Origin of the sequence: Scytonema hankhaensis NUACC26, assembly GCF_045865695.1 — a bacterium.
In the GTDB taxonomy this organism is placed as follows: domain Bacteria; phylum Cyanobacteriota; class Cyanobacteriia; order Cyanobacteriales; family Nostocaceae; genus Scytonema.
In genome coordinates, this window is the sequence record NZ_BAACAP010000227.1 from 70,926 (window position 1) to 87,738 (window position 16,813).

Sequence of the window (16,813 nt, forward strand, 5' to 3'; positions counted from 1 at the left end):
TATTTCAAAAATCAAATAGGAGTCCTATATGCTTAAAAGTGCGATCGCTCTTCAATATGCATTAACAGGATGGTTTGTCAATCTTTTAGCTGGAAACTGTGTACTGGCTCAGATTAATCCAGATGAAACTTTAGGGACAGAACGCTCATCGCTCGTACCAAATGTTGAAATTAAACAGGGTGTGAGTAGCGATCGCATAGAAGGTGGAGCTACACGAGGGAGCAATCTTTTTCATAGCTTTCGAGAATTTAATATCAACGAAGGGCAAAGAGTTTATTTCAATAATCCTACCGGAATTACAAACATTATCAGCCGAGTCACGGGAACTAACCCCTCAAATCTTTTAGGAACATTGGGTGTGAATGGTAGTGCCAATTTATTTTTCATCAATCCTAACGGGATTATTTTTGGTCAAAATGCCAAATTAGACGTTGGAGGGTCGTTTGTCGCAAGTACAGCCAATGCAATTCAATTTGGGAACCAAGAGTTGTTTAGCATTGACAATCCAAATATTCCGGGTTTACTGACAATCAATCCTTCGGCTTTACTCTTTAACCAAATTGGAGCCACTGCATCTATCCAAAACAACTCAACAGCACCAGCCGGATTAGATTTAGCAGGTTTGAAAGCAACTGGTTTGCGCGTTCCAAATGGTAGAAGTTTACTACTGGTAGGTGGAAATATCACTATGGATCGCGGGGGATTAAATGCTTTTGATGGTCGTGTTGAGTTGGGAGGATTGACTTCTAGTGGAACGGTTGGACTTCAAGTCAAGAACAATAGTTTGAGCTTGAGTTTTGTTGATGGTGTAACACGAGCAGATACCACTCTAACTCATGGAGCAGGTATATATGTAGATGGTGCTACTGGTGGTCATATTGCAATTAACGCTCGTAATTTGAGCATTTTAGAAGAAAGTATTCTTTTTGCAGGAATCGGGCGAGGTTTGGGAGCGCTTAACACTCAAGCGGGAGACATTACACTTAATGCCACAGAAGCAATTAGACTTGAACAGTCAAGCGTTATTGGAAACTTAGTCAGTCGTGATGCGACTGGAAATGGTGGCGATATTATTATTTCTTCCGCTTTTTTGTCCATAACTAATAGTGTATTGGATAGCAGTACTTCTGGACGAGGGAATGCAGGTAGGATATTACTACAAACTTCTGATTCGATTTCGATCGCGGGGAATGATGCTGCTATTGTCAGTGGTGTAGGATCTGGGGGTATAGGTAAAGGAGGCAACATTGATATCCGTGCGGCTTCATTCTCTATAAAAGATGCTGCTCAGTTACAAAGTGCTATTTTTGTAAATCAAGATACCGGGCGAGTTGGACAGGGAGATGCGGGGGATATAAACATTAATGTCACGGGGTCATTGACAATTACAGGGTTAAACGAACGACCTAGTGGAATTTACAGCTTAGTGTCAACAGGAGGAAGAGGTAATGGGGGTAACATTACGATTTCTGGGAGGTCTGTGGATTTACTAGATGGTGCTAACATATTTGCCAACACTAATGGACTGGGGAATGCAGGTACAATTCAAATTAATGCGACTGATTTTGTCAACATTTCTGGAGCAAGTGCTACTAGAGGAGATTCTAGTGAAATATCTACACGAACTAGATCTTCTGGAAAGGGAGGAGAGATCGTTATTAACACTCCCAACTTTAACGTGTCAAACGGTGCAATTGTAAATGCCGAAACTAGGAGTAATGGCAATGGTGGTAATATTACAGTCAATGCAAGACGAGTGGAAGCGATCGATGGAGGACAACTTTTTTCTACCACTAGAGGTAGGGGCAATGCGGGTAAGATTGCAGTCACTGCTACAGATCGAGTCACTATCAATGGGATTGATACTACACTAAGCGATCGAATTGATAAATATGCCCAATCCGACCAAACGAGAGGAATTCTTAATTTAGCAAATGGTGCTAGTGGCTTTTACGTTCTTTCTTTAGGTTCGGGACGCGCAGGAGATCTTGAACTTACCTCATCGAAAATTCAGTTAGACAATTCTGGAAGGTTAACTGCTGAATCTGCATCTGGAGATGGCGGTAATATTACTCTCAAAGGAGGAGACATATTACTTCTGCGCCGTGGAAGTTTTATTTCTGCAACAGCAGGTATTACAGGCGCTACTGGTGGTGATGGAGGTAATATCAACATCAAAACTAATTTCATAGTTACTGTTCCCTCGGAGAATAGTGACATCACTGCCAATGCTTTTGAGGGTAGTGGAGGTCAAGTAAACATTACAGCCCAAGGTATTTTTGGAATACAACCACGCACCCGACAAGAACTACAAACTTTATTGAGAACGGAAAAACCAGAAGACATCGATCCTCGTAAACTTTCTAGTAATGACATTACAGCTATTTCTCAAAAAAACCCTTCTCTGAGCGGTCAAGTTATTACCAATACACCCGATACAGATCCAACACAAGCATTAGTTCAACTACCAGTAGAGCTCGTTGATGTGACAGGATTAATTAACCAAAACCTTTGTGTTGCAGCCAATCAAGGTAGTGAATTTACTATAACTGGACGTGGAGGTTTACCTCCCTCTCCTTATGAAGCCCTTAATCCTGATGCTAGTTGGGAAGATTGGCGCATCGTACAGCAACAAGCTTTATCTGATAAAACAGGGAGTACAAGAAATAACCAACCAGATCGAGATGTTCAATCTACAAACATTATTGAAGCCCAAGGTTGGGTAATGAGTGCAAATGGTACGGTAATTCTTACGGCTGAGCCTGCTGTAGTGACACCTGAAGGAACTTGGTTATCTCCTTTGGATTGCCAGCAGTTTAGGGCAAATTTATGAAATATAAAAAGCACTCCCTCGTCTCTCTTTCCCTGGTTACAGCTCTCAGCTTTATACTCAGCCTAAATATCCCAACATTATTTTCTGCCACCGCACAGCAACCTGTTATCACCCAGCAATCTGCGATCGCATTGATGCAAGCAGGTAAAAAAAGCTATGACGAAGGATTATTTGCTGAGGCTACAAAAACATTGCAACAAGCAGCAAAAATATACGCAACAACAGGAGAAACTCTCAACCAAGCTCAAGCACTGAGTTTTACTTCTTTAGCTCAACAAAAATTAGGGCAATTACAAGAAGCAGAAGAAGCTATTTCTACTAGTTTATCTTTGTTAAAAACCTTACCCGACCGTCAAGACACAACCCAAGTTCGTGCTTTAACTTTGAATGCTCGAGCACATTTGCTACTTGCTAAGGGCAATACTGAAACTGCTTTGGAAACGTGGCAAAAAGCAGAGAAACTTTACAGGCAAATTCGCGATCGCGTGGGAATTCTTGGAAGTCAAATCAATCGAGCTTTAGCACTACAAGTTTTAGGGCTTTACCGTCGTGCTGATAAAATTCTCACTCAGGTAGAACAAGAAATTTATCAAGAACCCGATCCCTCTTTTAAAGTTGCTGGTTTACTAAACCTCGGTCAGATTCGCAGACAGGGGAGAGATTTGGAACAATCTCAGAAAATTTTACAGATAGGGTTAGAAGTGGCTCAAAAAATGCGATTGTCCGAAGTTCAAAGTAAAGTTTTGCTAAGTTTGGGGAATACTGAGATAGCACTGGCTAGAAATGCAAAAACCTTAAAAAATTTAGAAAATGCTCAAAATTATACTCAAAAAGCTTTAAATTCTTATCAACAAGCAGCTAATCTTGCCATCTCACCGACGGCAAAAGTTCAAGCAAATCTCAATCAAATTTCTGTATTACTTGAAGAGCGGCAAGATTCCTCTGTTGCAGTTTTGCTTCCACAAATTAGGATTTCTTTAGAGAAATTACCGAAGAGTCGAGCTTCCATATATGCCCGTGTAAATTTTGCTCAAACTTTAATCAAATGGTCATTAGACAGAAAAGAAAACATAACTCAAATACTAAATATTGCCATTGATCGAGCAAGAAATTTAACAGACCAAAAAGCAGAATCCTATGCTTTGGGAACGCTTGGTCAATTATATGAAAATACTTTAGACTGGGCAAAGGCGATAGAATTTACTCAATCGGCTTTAGTGATTGCTCAGGCGACAAATGCACCTGATATTGCCTATCGATGGCAATGGCAAATGGGGCGGTTGCTTCAAATGCAAGCCGAGAAGACACATCACAACAAAAATGCTGACACCAAAGCGGTTAGTTACTACACTCAAGCATTTAATACTTTGAATAATTTACGGGGCGATTTAGTTGTTCTCAATCCAGAAGTACAGTTTTCCTTTCGAGAAACTGTAGAACCAGTGTATCGCCAGTTGGTGGATTTACTTTTGCGAGCGAAGCCCAATCGCGATCGCTTGATTCAAGCCCGTGACGTGATGGAAGCGCTCCAGTTAGCAGAACTAGATAACTTTTTTGGAGATGCTTGTGCCAAACCAGAACAAGTCAAAATTGACGATTTAGATCCCCATGCAGCCGTTATCTACCCAATTATTCTATCAGACCGTTTAGAGGTTATTATCAAATTACCAGGCACGGACAACTTACGTCATTACGGAAATCAAAATGTTTCTGACACTCAAGTAGACGAAGCTGTCAAACAACTGCGACAATCGTTGAAAAGACGCAGCACCAGCCCCAGTCAGATTAAAAAAGAAGCTCAACAAATTTATAATTGGCTCATAAAACCTTTTGAAGCTGAATTAGAGAGTACCAAAAACCGAGAGGAAAGCAAGGTAAAAAATTTGGTATTTGTTTTAGATGGTTCGTTGCGTAATCTACCAATGGCAGTTCTTTACGACGGAACAAAATACCTCGTAGAAAGATATGCTGTGAGCGTTACCTCTGGTTTGCAACTTCTCGAACCCAAACCACTTCAGAGAAAATCGCTGAGTGTTTTAGTAGGTGGTGCTATAGATGCTCCCAGTTTTGAAAAGGAAGGTTTAGGAGCCATCAATAACGTAGCGGTAGAACTGGAGGGAGTCAAGAAAAACGTTCAGCGTACACAAATGTTGGAAAATCAAACATTTCTCCAGCAAAACATCCAAAAACAAATTAATTCCAATCCCTATAATATCGTTCACCTAGCAACTCACGGTAAATTCAGTTCTAACCCAGAGCAAACTTTTATTTTAGATTGGCAAAAACGTATCAAAGTTAAGGATTTTGATAACTTACTGAATTTAGATTATCAAAGAAGTTCCAAACCCATTGAATTACTTATTCTTAGTGCTTGCGAGACAGCAACAGGAGACAATCGAGCAGCTTTGGGACTAGCAGGAGTCGCAATCAAAGCAGGCGCACGCAGTACACTAGCTAGCTTGTGGCAAGTCAACGATGCCTCAACTGCTCAATTTATGATTAAGTTCTACCAAGAATTGAAGAATCCCCAAATTACGAAAGCAGAAGCATTACGAAATGTCCAGCGTGCTTTCCTAACAGAGTTTTCTAGCACAGATTATCACCGCCCTTATCATTGGGCATCCTTTATTCTTGTAGGAAATTGGTTTTGATTTTGTAGATATTTTAACGAACAATCTGCATACTCTTGATTGAGGTAACTGTCTTACTTTTACCGCAAGGTTCAGCACTCTGACAATCATTCACTTTTTCTAGTCCGTAAAATAAACGCACCTTCTTATTTAAAAAAGTTTTTTCTTTTTCACAAATGTCATAAGATGCGTATAGTCCTTGATATTTTTTCCTTTTGCTATCTATTAAATCAACGTAGCAGGAAATATCTCCGTTTGTGATGCCTGTAACAGTGGCAATTTGAGGGAATTTAGCTGTCTTCTGTGCTTGAACAACAGATGTGTTGACAAAAATACTAGTAGTAGAAGTAGCAAAAATACAAACAGAGAATCCTATGGCTGATAGATGAGAGATTTTTTTGATTTTCATAATTTGCTGTTTTTATAATCTTTCTTAGCCTCGGTGATTGGAAATCGCGGCTATACAAACAGAGTCTGTCTAGGCAGACTGGATTGTAAAGAAGGCATGAATTTAGATTTGCGATCGCTAGAAATTGAATATCAGTAAAAATACTAATATTGGAAGTTTTGGTAAAGCTTCAGAAAATATTTCTTGTGACCGTTATAATAAATCAATTTTATTTACTGCAATACGCGATCGTCAAATCAAAATTGAATCTACTTAATCTAAGTCCGTCTCAATATTGCCGTGCAATCCCAATTCTTGTAGTGCTACTTTAGTTTCTTCAATCTTCTGAGTAGAAACATCGCCTTTGGGTTCAATAAATTGGGCTTCATGTTCGGCTAGGACGGCTAAAGCTTCTGCACCGCCTAACTGGTAAGCGATTTCTCCCCACAGTGTGTTTGCTAGACTTCACAAGGGAGAAGCAATGCGGCAAAGCATCGTTGTGGAAACATAAACAATGTAAAATTCTTGTCTGGTATGTGTGACTCTTGTTGTGAACGAGATAAATGCCCTTTCGTTGACTGCTGCATGACTCATCAGTTGAAACGATAAATATAATCTTTTTACTTCGATTGGTGTGTATCAGTTTTAGCCCGGATGGTCAGCAATTAGCTACCGCTGGAGATGACCGCAAAGTTCGTGTCTGGGACTTGCAGGGTCAGCTGTTGATAGGCTGGGAAGTGCATCAAGCCGATAGCTTAGTCACTAGCATCAGTTTTAGCCCAGATGGTCAGCGATTAGCTACCGCAGTCGATAATGGTAAAATCTGTTTGTGGGATTTGCAGGGTAAGCCGTTGGTAACTTTTAAAGCTCATGGAAATTATGCCTGGAGCGTTAGTTTTAGTCCGGATGGTCAACGACTAGCTACTGCTGGAGATGAGAGCAAAGCCTGCTTGTGGAACGTGCAGGGTCAGTTGTTGGTAACTTTGAAAGGGCATACTGGTTCGGTTAGGAGCGTCAGTTTTAGTGCAGATGGTCAACGACTAGCTACTGCCGGAAATGATGGCACAGCTCGCTTGTGGGACTTGCAGGGTCAACAATTGGCACTTTGGGGCGATCGTACTAGTAGGTTTTGGAGTGTTAGTCTTAGTCCAGATGGTCAACTGTTAGCTACTGCCGGAACTGACGGAAATGTGAGATGGTGGCAGATTGAATCGTTTGATGATCTGATGCAACGCGGTTGCGATTGCCTACGTGATTATTTGAAAAATCCTAATAACGGTCTTACTCAAGAAGATCCCCGTCGCTACATTTGTGATGACATTTGTTGAGTGCCAAACTGTTTGTCCACTTAACAAATTATTATTTGGGAGTATTTAAAATAATTACGAGTCATACGTTCACGGTTTTCCAGTTGCTGGGACACTCATGACAACCCATTTATAAATTAAGTAACTTTTGGAATCAGAGTTCTTTCACAATAATTGTAATTAGTAAATTACAAGGGTTACAGATTTTTACATTCTCGCTGTCATTAATTTGGCAAGTGGATAAACTATTTGGCACTCGATAAAAAGTATTCATTTCTCGTAGCTGCGATCGCCAAATCAAAAATAAACTAATTTATGTCCGTCTCAAGCTCGCCCTGCAATCCTAATTCTTGCAGTGCATAAACTAATTCAAGAATCTCGATGTGCGCGAATAGTACCCTGCTGATAAGCATTATAATTTAGATAATCCACTCACCGTCAACCTATGTAAAGACGCGATGAATTGCGTCTTTACGCTCGCCTACAATTCTCACCCGTAACCCTTAACTGAACTGTCTTGATGTATATCAACTTTTCTTGACTAAACGTGTCGAAACTTTTATTGCTAATACAGTACATTTTCAAAGCTGAGAAAGTACTTGAATTCAAAATATTTGTTAAATACTATTCGGACAGCACGGGCTTACCCCTTGTAAACTAAGTTTTTTGTCCATTTAGTTTTATTAATTTTAGATGCGTTTGCCCTGGGTGGATAGATGATACGGTTTAATGGAGCGCGATCGCTAACTGCTTTTAATGCCAGCTTTGTACAATTTGAGCAATGCGATCGCCTCTATTGGGCACTCTAAGAGCGATCGCTTAAGATGCAGCAGGCTCATTCAACTTTCCCGACATCTCCAAAACTCGTTGCGACCAAGAGCTAGCTTGAACAGCTACTTGGTTTCTGGCTGTGGCGTCAGACCATGTACTTTCCCAATTCAATTTCCACCCAGACAAAACGCGCATTAAATCTACCAACTCTGCAGCAGTGTCAATATCCATCTCTCGAGCTGTCCACTCAATAAAGTACTGACTTTCCCTAATGAGACGAATTGCTTCATCAGGTTGTGTTGTCTCAGTTGAAAGTAAATTGATTTTAGTCAGGTGAGCCGCCAAGTTATGAAGGCGAGTGGGAATATCATTTTGTACGAATTGTGCTCGCTCAATGCTTATGGTTGTCATACGCCTCCTAACAACTCTTGAATGACTTGGGCAACTTGTTCTCTTATCGTATCGTCCAAAATTTCCATTGAACGGTTTTGCCGGGAACGAATGTTTATGAGCGAATCGAAAGTCATATTTTGATTGGAGGGCATGAAACCAGCACCCCAAATATTTCTTTGAGAGCTACCCTCATACAGTAAAACCTTCTCGCAATCAGCATGCATTTCGCCACCGCCTGCTAGAATGCGCCGTTCGATATCAACTGCCAACTTGATATAGAACTTTAACTCCTCCAACATCTGCTTCATCTGTTCGGGAGTGGCGCGAGTGCGTATTATCAGAATTCGTGGGTTTTCTTCCATTTAATCAAATGAGTAGCAATGGCGAAATCGCCTTGGTTCTTTGCCACATTCCCTGATTGTTGCATTTGTAAGCCCTGTTGCTTGAGCTAATGCAGATCTTGTCATCTCTTGAGCGTCAATTAAATCTTGTAAGCGGCAACGAATTTTTACTTTAGATTGCTGTACAGCTTTAGCTCTTCCTTGGGAAATTTCTGTACGTTGATACCAGTAAATAGCAGCTGCTTTTCGGAGAGCGGAAGCAAATTCTTCTGGTGAGGAATAACGAGTCTTAAAGGCGTCTTCAGGTATGTCTAAAGAACTTTTCATCTAGTTTCTCCGATACTAATTAAAATCCTAAACCTTTCTTTCTTGCTAACACATCATCCACCCAACGTTTTTCATATCCTTTCCTCCGCATCCCATATAATACCTTGCCCTTAAATCAATGCTGTAATGAGTCTGTCACTCCACCCGCTTTTGAGCAACAAAACTAAATAATGCTTCTAAAGCCTCTTGTTGAGCAATTAAAACCGGAACAATTTCTGTTGCTGGTTTATCGGTGGTACCATAAGGAATTAAAGCTGTTTCAATTCCTTTTTCAATCAGAAGTTGTGTTGTATCTCTATCAATAGAATACAGATTTTCTATTATGCCTGTTTCAATAGCCCACTCTCGGCTCAGCTGCTCATGAAATTTCTTCAATGCATCAGACTCCTGAAATTTCCTAGCCTGACTTTTCCAAATTCTCGCAAGACCTTCCAGTTCAGTAGAAGCTAATGCCATCCAATTTAGAGGCAAATCTTCAATGGGTTTCCAGACAAAAGTTGTTTGTACCAAGTTACCCCGCTTCTCAGTCAAGAGTTATAAGCTGTTCCATCTTTATTTTGCATATTGAACCGCACGAGGCAAGAGAGGGCGCAGAGTAAGAGAGAGAAGCTGGCTAACCCGTAACGGTCACTGCTTACTGGTCACTGTCACGCCACCAACAATAGGTTCTTGTACAATTCTGCCCAAGTTAACATTTTCAGCACTTAACAAATCCTTCCAAATATTCTGAAGGTTGGGATTTTGTGGTTCTTTCAAGCGTAGTTGGGCTAATTCTGTTAATGTCTCCAACCAAATACCGTGTTTGGCGTAAACAGCAATTCTTTCTAGAGGTGTTTTTGCTGCACTTAGCTCCTTTTGCAGTTCGGGTGATGCTGAGACTCTCTGCACAACCCCTGTTAAAGAAGCTGGTGTTAGTGATTCGCTATTAGATGTTGCACTCGGGCAGTTAATATCTACATACCAACGATATTCTTTACCAATTGCCAAAGGTGGAAGACCTGGTGGCAAACTTACACTCACAATACCAGGTGTCGCGTTTAATTTAAAACGAGTTCGATAAACGTCTATATCCCCATCTTGCAGGACAAATTCGCCGTCGTTAACTTCATTGGAAGTATAAGGAACGTAAATCCAGAGAGTAGGACGTTCTTGTACGGTCAATTTCAAGTTATGGCTACCTGCTAGGCGAGTCAGTGGAGGCTTATTTTTTTTGGCAAGGCAATCGCCTCGGCTTCCCGTACCGTCATTTGTTGGAGGCGTTCCGCGATCGGGAGGCTCGTTGTGTGGTGGGATAAAGCGAATTTTTGATTGAGATGCTTTGTTTGTAATGATTTGGGTTTGTGCTTGTGAGGGTGCGGAAAGGAGATTCCAGCTACATATTACCCAAGACAGAATCAATAACCCTTTTAACTGTAATTTCTGTAATTCTTTCATGTTGGAATAATACCGCATCTCACATTGACACCAATACACTGGACTACAAATTTAAAGTACCGTATTCCGGATGTTAGGTTCGTTAATTAGAGATGATTTATAAAGTAGGTTGGGTTGAGGAACGAAACCCAACCTACGTAACATATTATGTTTGGTGATTTAAGGAATATTGGGTTTCGTTCCTCAAACAATATACGTAACATATTATGTTTGGTGATTTAAGGAATGTTGGGTTTCGTTCCTCAACCCAACCTACGAATGACCTCTTAAGAATTTGTCTTATATTTTAAAGTATTAATAATTACTAAACCACTAGCAGTCACTATCAAAGCAAAAGCAGAAGGAACTAATGGTAACCATCCACCCTGTAGCACTAATAAGCTCCAACAACTACCGTATAAAATTGTAACTGCGATCGCTTCTCCTAGTAAAATACTTGCAGGTAACCTAAAAGACCGTGCCACTAGACCCCCAACGAATGACCAAAACCCAATCCATAAAATTTCTAGTGGTTTTGACAACCACCAAATTAAGGGTCTGCGATCTAATACACTGCTCAGAAGTTGACTGACCATATGTGCTTGGATTTCCAAACCCGTTAAACTTCGTACCGACCCCTGACCTCTACCGTAAATCGTGCGCCAGCGATGGTCGTTAAAACTAGGATCGGTTGTACCAATGAGAACGATACGATCTTTGGCTAAATCGGGATTGAATCGCTCGCTCAGCACTTCTTGCATGGTTACTTTTTCAGCGATAGGTTCAGCAGCGCGGTAGTTGAGCAATATTTGATGACCGCTAGCATTAATATTGTGATAAAAACTCGTATTTCTTTCTAAAGTCTTAAAGACTGTTTGACCAATTCTTAAATAAGACTCCGACGTAAAACCGCTTTTAATTTTTTCTTGAAGTAAATAATGTGTGGCTAATTGCCAACTAAAAGCATAACTATTTTGACATGGCTTGGCGTTACTTACTGCTAAGAGATGGCGGCGGAGAACATCATCAGAGTCTATGACAACATTATTAAAGCCTTGATGATTCTTTGGAACTTCTTTTGGAGCAGCAACACCCGGATTACCATACTTACAGATGGCAAAAAAACTACTATTTTTCATCCTTATTGCTAAGTTTTTGTTATTTGCGCTCACAGGTATTTCACGATATATATCCAAACCAATAGCTCGCGGTTGCGATCGCTCTAATTTAGCTAACAACTGTGTCAACGAGCGTTCGGATAGGGAAGCAGCACCTCGTTCTGTCACAGGTTGAGACTGTACGTCTTGTTCGGTAATAGTGACGAGTAAAAGCCGTTCGTCTTTTCCCTCATCAGGGCGCAATTGCATCAATTGGTCATAAGCTTGTAGTTCCCAGGATTGCAGAAAACCTAGCGTTCTCATTCCAATGGTCAAACTGGTCACTAAAAAACTCGCTACCGTTACAGTTTTTATAAGAAGGACATTCCAACGAGTTTCAGGAGTTTGGATTTGTTGGTTAACCCAATTGCGATTGAAGACAGCTTGATATATTGGATTTTTTACAACTAACTGACCTTGTTGCTGGTTTACTAACCCTGATAAACGTAATTCCAAATGCTCGCAATTATTTTTTGCCGGGATTTTGCCCCGTTTTAAAATTTGTAAATATAAGTGTAGTAACTTTTGCTGAGAACGAGAGCGTAATATGCGATCGTGAATGGTTCGCAAGTGTTCTGGCTGGTCGTGAGATTCCCAATCATTAATCATTCGCGATCGTACTAATTGACCGATTGATTCAGGAGTTTGTATTTCTGGTTCCTGAGAAATTAGCCAACATATTTTTTGTGTTAGAAAAGGTTGTCCGCCACTCCAGTAAAGAATTTCTTTTAAAACAAGCTCAGGATGACTCACTTTGTCAAGTAATCCCTCAATTAAAGCTACACTTTCATGAAATTGAAATCCTTTCAATTCAATAGCTCGACCAATATTAAAAGGTGTTGCAAATTCATCTTGAATCAGATCTGAAGGTGTTGCTACCCCCAAAAGTACAAAAGAAAGCCTTCTATACTCTGGCTTAGTTGCACGTTTATCATAACAATTACGAATAAAAGCAAAAAATTCATCTGTAGGAAAACTTAAACTAAGAACGCTATCTATTTCATCAATAAAAATAATAATTTTTTGATTGATTTGCTTTAATAAAATTGTTTCAATAAACTCTCCTAACCGTTGTATTGGCGATAAGTCATTTTGTTCGCGCAACCAATTCCGGCGGTTGACTTTTAGTTCAAAACCACTAATTAGCTCTTGAATAATACCTCCATACCATTGCTGTGGTGTAATCTGTTGGCTACCAATCCCACTGAGTTCAATTTCTGCACAACACATTCCTTGTTCGTGCAGCTTAAACATGGTATGAATTCTGAGGGAAGACTTACCCATTTGACGTGAATTGAGGACATAACAATATTCACCCGCTAATAAAGCGTTGTAGAGTTCAAAATCTGCTTGTCTCTCAATATAGGTAGGAGCATTGGGAGGTAAACTTCCCCCTATTTGATATTTGTATTCAGAGTGGGGTACGGTACTCATCAGAAATTTTCCTCAAAAAACCAGCTATAGTAATAACGATAAACCCTATATTTATCAAAAAAAACTTCTGACCTTAAACCCCCAATCTTACCCAACTTCTCTGAATTTTTCTGAACTTATTCAATTTTGGATTTTAGATTTTGTATTGAGAATTAAGAAATCACTTGTTACTAGTCACTGTTAATATTTATTAATATAAAAAAATAAAATAAAAACAAGATTTTAATTACTCCTATCCGGCTTGAAGATTACTTAATTAAATGAACCACAGAGGCGCAGAGGACACAGAGGAAAGAGGAGAAGGCGATCGGTAATCTTATGGCGGAAAGGGAGTAATACAAAATTATGTATATCGGAGGAATGAATTTTCACTAAATAGTGTAGCTACATTCCAGTTTGTGAGGCTTTTCAGAAATTGGCAAAGGTATTTAGGACTGACGCATAGCCCCCCTTGAAAAGCTACGGTGTACACACAAGCTAGATTTACCCCCCTTAATCCCCCCTTATAAAGGGGGGAAACTGAAAATCAAGTTTCCTTTCCTGAAAATCAAGTTCCCTCCCCAAGACATCGGGGAGGGTTAGGGTGGGGTAAAATATAAGCTCAAACCTCCATTTGCAAACTATTTCAGACTTGTGTGTACACCGTAGCTTTGAAAAGGGGGGTTGGGGGGATCGATAACGTGTGAAAAACCAGATTTCTAGATCTGACATTTCCTATCTTGATATAAATAATTCTTATTCTTCAACTTCAAATTGAGATTTATCTGCACCACAAACCGGACATACCCAATCTTCTGGGATATCTTTAAATGCTGTTCCCGGTTCTATGTTACTCTCTGGATCTCCTTGTTCTGGGTCATATTCATAACCGCAAACAGTGCATATGTATTTTTGCATTTTATCTTCTCTCCCTACTTTGTTTGTTATCAATTTTACTTGAAAGGTTGTCATTCGTAATTCGTAATTATTAGTTTAATTACGAATTACGAATTAAAAATTACAAACTATTAAAAGTCGTGCCCAACCAACCACTAAAGTTTTTTTTCTGTATTACAGATGGTTTTTCTTGCGGTTTGACCTGATACTTACTAGGACGTGGAGCAGCCAAAGTCACAGGTAGGGTACGAAGTTCTTCGTGATGGAAAACTGTAACTTGAATGGTATCGTTTAGTTGGTAATCTTTGAGCCTTTGGCACAAGTCATTTGCCGTTACTCGCAAACCATCAATAGCTAGCAGCTCATCTCCAGCATCGATTCCAGCTAATTGTGCGGGAGAGCCAGCTTCTACAAACTTGATGATTTCTCGTCCGCGATCGCTACTCACTCTTATACCTAGATATGGTTCCTCCTCAGTTTCCACAACGAGTTGCAAGCCAAAGGGTTCTAAGTACTCCTTGAAAGGTAAATCTTCTGTCCCATCAATGTAGCGTTTAAAGAAATCACTCAAATCGACTCCAGCCACAGACTCGATCGCTTCTTGCAATTGTTCTGGGGTGTAACCAATTTCATCTTTGCCAAATTGATGCCACATTTTGACCATGACATCATCAAGCGAGAGCCGATTTTCATTGCGCGAACGAATCAGCAAATCGAGTAGCAAAGACACTAACTCTCCCTTGAGATAGTAGGATATTTGGGAATTGCCACTGTTTGCATCTTGACGATAGAGTTTAATCCAAGCGTCAAAACTCGATTCCGACAGAGGTTGTACTTTCCGCCCTGGTGTGGTTTCGTGACGAGTGATTTCCTTGCTCAAATTGCTGAGGAAGGATTTAGCGTCATAAATTCCCGCCCTTAAGGGTATCAGTAAGTCGTAGTAACTTGTTGTCCCCTCACAAAACCACAAAGAAGGGGTGTAGTTTTCTCGATCGTAGTCAAAAACTTCTAATGCTTGGGGACGAATGCGCTTGACGTTCCACAGGTGAAAGAACTCGTGGGCGACTAGTTGTATGAAGCGTTCGTATTTTTCGCGATCGCGAAATCCAAACCTTTGATATATGAGCGAACAACAATTTTTGTGCTCCAAACCACCATGTGCCTGATTAAATAGATGCAGCAGGAACACGTATTTTGGATATGGCAATCCACCAAACATCTTTGCTTCTGCCGTGACAATCTTTTTCAGATCTGCAATCATTTGCTGGACTTTTAAATTGCCTTTACCCCAGATAGCGAGTTCGTGAGACTTTCCCAAAACATCAAACTGATATAACTGATGGTCTCCAATTTCAAAAGGATTATCTACAAGAGTATCAAAATCTAGAGCATAGAAAGAATTTTCTTTTTCTGGAACTGGGGGTAGTGCTGTAGTCACCCGCCAGTCTGGGCGTGGTGGTACAACAGTTACCTCAATTGGGTATTTTTCCCAACCTGGTATTCTAAAAAACAATGCTGCACCATTAAAATAGCCATGGCTACCGTCTAGATGATTTGTCCGTACTGTTAACTCATTAGCAAAAACGCGATAAGAAATGGTAACTTTTGATGCACCATTTGTCTCAATCTGCCAATGATTTTTACTAATTTTCTGCCAAAGCAAAGGCTTATCTTGAGTAAAAGCAGCAAAATCTTGCAAATGTCTGGCGTATTCTCGTACTAAATACGAACCTGGAGTCCATACAGGAAATTTTAAGTCCAAGACAGGGGATGGGTAGTCCGTAATTTGCAGCGTCACCTCAAATAGATGCGCTTCTGGTTGGGACATCGTGACTTGATAGTGAATTGTCGGGACAGTCTGCTGCTGATAAGTATTGCTCTGCAGTACAGTTACTTTAGTCATCAGTGGTTGTGTATTAGGAGATCTAGGTACTAGTGACAAGTGACTAGTTAATAGTCATTAGTCAACAATCAATGGTCAAGAGTCAATAGTTTCAAGTAAAAAAACTTGCTTACTATTACAGTAATCTATACTTTTTACTGAGTAAAATCTATTACTATCTATCATTAATAGCACTACTTCAAGAATAAATCGAAATTAGAGAGAATATGCAACTTATTTAGTAATAAAAAATACATCTCTCTAGAGATAGACATTGTGGGATATATAAACAGGCGAGACGCCTGTTCCACAAGAAAATCTAATTATTATCTTGTGTTCTTACCCAGTCCCCAATCGCTAGTCACCATTTCTTACTAGACTTTGCCTGCCAAATTTACCAGTTGTTTAAAATTGGCTAAATAGATGCTGTTGTTATATTTATCAATTTTAATCCAGCCTTTTTCATGTAATTTTTCCATAATTTTTGTAGTTTCTTCAATACCAATTTCTGTGACATCTGCTAAATCCTTGAACGGAATATTATATATTTCTTTTCCTTTTTCTAAGGACTGACCGTAACTCTCACCCAAGGTGACAAGAGTATGAGCCAACTTGACAGCTGGGGGTGAAGAACGCATTTGCAAGCGGACATTAATTTGCCTGACTCGACGCACCATGAGTTGCAGCATTCGATGATGTAATTGTGGATCTTTAAATAATATTTGAATAAAGCGTTCTCTAGAAATACTAAGCAACTTTACAGGCGAGAGAGCAATAACATCGGTTGAGCGAGGGGATTCATCTAAGATTGCCATTTCTCCAAAAAAATCGCCTCGACCCAGAATTGCTATAGCAACAGAATCGTCGCCTGCTGTACGTCGAACTTTCACCCAACCAGAAACCAGAAAGTAAAGTGCATTACCCCAGGCATCTTCCATAAGAACAGCTCTTCCTGCTGGATATTCATGAGCGATAGCAACGGAGAGCAGCCATTCTATTGTTTGGGGGTTGGCAGTACTCATCAAAGGAAACAGTTCACTAAAAACCTCAATCTGCATGAA

Annotated in this window: 13 protein-coding genes; 3 read left to right on the forward strand and 10 right to left on the reverse strand. The window is 40.1% G+C overall.

Annotated features, from left to right (window positions below):
- Positions 1 to 28: 28 nt before the first annotated feature.
- Together ACKTT2_RS33515 and ACKTT2_RS33520 are read left to right on the forward strand one after the other, a co-directional pair.
- A complete protein-coding gene (locus tag ACKTT2_RS33515; protein ID WP_407894921.1) occupies positions 29 to 2,833 on the forward strand; it encodes a two-partner secretion domain-containing protein in 2,805 nt (934 codons plus the stop codon).
- Complete coding sequence (locus ACKTT2_RS33520) at positions 2,830 to 5,484, forward strand: CHAT domain-containing protein (protein ID WP_407894923.1); 2,655 nt, start codon at positions 2,830 to 2,832, stop codon at positions 5,482 to 5,484. Before ACKTT2_RS33515 ends, ACKTT2_RS33520 begins: the two co-directional genes overlap by 4 nt.
- 13 nt (positions 5,485 to 5,497) lie before the next feature.
- Here the strand turns inward: ACKTT2_RS33520 and ACKTT2_RS33525 are convergent, their stop codons facing one another.
- Positions 5,498 to 5,872, reverse strand: a complete 375-nt coding sequence (locus ACKTT2_RS33525) for a hypothetical protein (RefSeq protein ID WP_407894925.1) — start codon at positions 5,870 to 5,872, stop codon at positions 5,498 to 5,500.
- 611 nt (positions 5,873 to 6,483) lie between these two features.
- On the opposite strand from ACKTT2_RS33525, the gene ACKTT2_RS33530 reads away from it, so the two are divergent.
- Complete coding sequence (locus ACKTT2_RS33530; RefSeq protein ID WP_407894927.1) at positions 6,484 to 7,179, forward strand: WD40 repeat domain-containing protein; 696 nt, start codon at positions 6,484 to 6,486, stop codon at positions 7,177 to 7,179.
- Between the two features lie 798 nt (positions 7,180 to 7,977).
- Here the strand turns inward: ACKTT2_RS33530 and ACKTT2_RS33535 are convergent.
- From ACKTT2_RS33535 to ACKTT2_RS33575, 9 genes are all read right to left on the reverse strand, one after another.
- On the reverse strand, positions 7,978 to 8,340 hold the full coding sequence (locus tag ACKTT2_RS33535) for a hypothetical protein (protein ID WP_407894928.1): 363 nt from the start codon (positions 8,338 to 8,340) through the stop codon (positions 7,978 to 7,980).
- Positions 8,337 to 8,684, reverse strand: coding sequence for a DUF5674 family protein (locus tag ACKTT2_RS33540; RefSeq protein ID WP_407894930.1), 348 nt, complete (start codon positions 8,682 to 8,684; stop codon positions 8,337 to 8,339). The genes ACKTT2_RS33535 and ACKTT2_RS33540 overlap by 4 nt, the downstream gene beginning before the upstream one ends.
- Positions 8,685 to 8,990, reverse strand: coding sequence for a UPF0175 family protein (locus tag ACKTT2_RS33545; RefSeq protein WP_407894932.1), 306 nt, complete (start codon positions 8,988 to 8,990; stop codon positions 8,685 to 8,687).
- Positions 8,991 to 9,125: 135 nt separating this feature from the next.
- Entirely contained in the window at positions 9,126 to 9,521 is a 396-nt protein-coding gene (locus ACKTT2_RS33550; RefSeq protein WP_407894934.1) for a hypothetical protein, read from the reverse strand.
- Between the two features lie 96 nt (positions 9,522 to 9,617).
- A complete protein-coding gene (locus ACKTT2_RS33555) occupies positions 9,618 to 10,424 on the reverse strand; it encodes a DUF928 domain-containing protein (protein WP_407894936.1) in 807 nt (268 codons plus the stop codon).
- A gap of 266 nt (positions 10,425 to 10,690) precedes the next feature.
- Positions 10,691 to 12,994 (reverse strand): CHASE2 domain-containing protein, encoded by a 2,304-nt coding sequence (locus tag ACKTT2_RS33560; RefSeq protein ID WP_407894938.1) that lies wholly within the window; start codon positions 12,992 to 12,994, stop codon positions 10,691 to 10,693.
- Positions 12,995 to 13,729: 735 nt separating this feature from the next.
- Positions 13,730 to 13,891 (reverse strand): rubredoxin, encoded by a 162-nt coding sequence (gene rd / locus ACKTT2_RS33565; RefSeq protein ID WP_407894940.1) that lies wholly within the window; start codon positions 13,889 to 13,891, stop codon positions 13,730 to 13,732.
- A gap of 100 nt (positions 13,892 to 13,991) precedes the next feature.
- Entirely contained in the window at positions 13,992 to 15,773 is a 1,782-nt protein-coding gene (locus ACKTT2_RS33570) for a M61 family metallopeptidase (protein ID WP_407894942.1), read from the reverse strand.
- Between the two features lie 353 nt (positions 15,774 to 16,126).
- Complete coding sequence (locus ACKTT2_RS33575; protein WP_407894944.1) at positions 16,127 to 16,810, reverse strand: Crp/Fnr family transcriptional regulator; 684 nt, start codon at positions 16,808 to 16,810, stop codon at positions 16,127 to 16,129.
- Positions 16,811 to 16,813 lie beyond the last annotated feature (3 nt).

Excerpts from the sequence above, each read along its gene's own strand:
- ACKTT2_RS33545 (WP_407894932.1), bottom strand. The coding sequence starts at position 8,990 with ATGAAAAGTTCTTTAGACATACCTGAAGACGCCTTTAAGACTCGTTAT.
- ACKTT2_RS33515 (WP_407894921.1), top strand. The coding sequence starts at position 29 with ATGCTTAAAAGTGCGATCGCTCTTCAATATGCATTAACAGGATGGTTT.
- ACKTT2_RS33555 (WP_407894936.1), bottom strand. The coding sequence starts at position 10,424 with ATGAAAGAATTACAGAAATTACAGTTAAAAGGGTTATTGATTCTGTCT.
- ACKTT2_RS33525 (WP_407894925.1), bottom strand. The coding sequence starts at position 5,872 with ATGAAAATCAAAAAAATCTCTCATCTATCAGCCATAGGATTCTCTGTT.
- ACKTT2_RS33520 (WP_407894923.1), top strand. The coding sequence starts at position 2,830 with ATGAAATATAAAAAGCACTCCCTCGTCTCTCTTTCCCTGGTTACAGCT.
- rd (WP_407894940.1), bottom strand. The coding sequence starts at position 13,891 with ATGCAAAAATACATATGCACTGTTTGCGGTTATGAATATGACCCAGAA.
- ACKTT2_RS33570 (WP_407894942.1), bottom strand. The coding sequence starts at position 15,773 with ATGACTAAAGTAACTGTACTGCAGAGCAATACTTATCAGCAGCAGACT.
- ACKTT2_RS33535 (WP_407894928.1), bottom strand. The coding sequence starts at position 8,340 with ATGACAACCATAAGCATTGAGCGAGCACAATTCGTACAAAATGATATT.
- ACKTT2_RS33540 (WP_407894930.1), bottom strand. The coding sequence starts at position 8,684 with ATGGAAGAAAACCCACGAATTCTGATAATACGCACTCGCGCCACTCCC.
- ACKTT2_RS33560 (WP_407894938.1), bottom strand. The coding sequence starts at position 12,994 with ATGAGTACCGTACCCCACTCTGAATACAAATATCAAATAGGGGGAAGT.
- ACKTT2_RS33575 (WP_407894944.1), bottom strand. The coding sequence starts at position 16,810 with ATGCAGATTGAGGTTTTTAGTGAACTGTTTCCTTTGATGAGTACTGCC.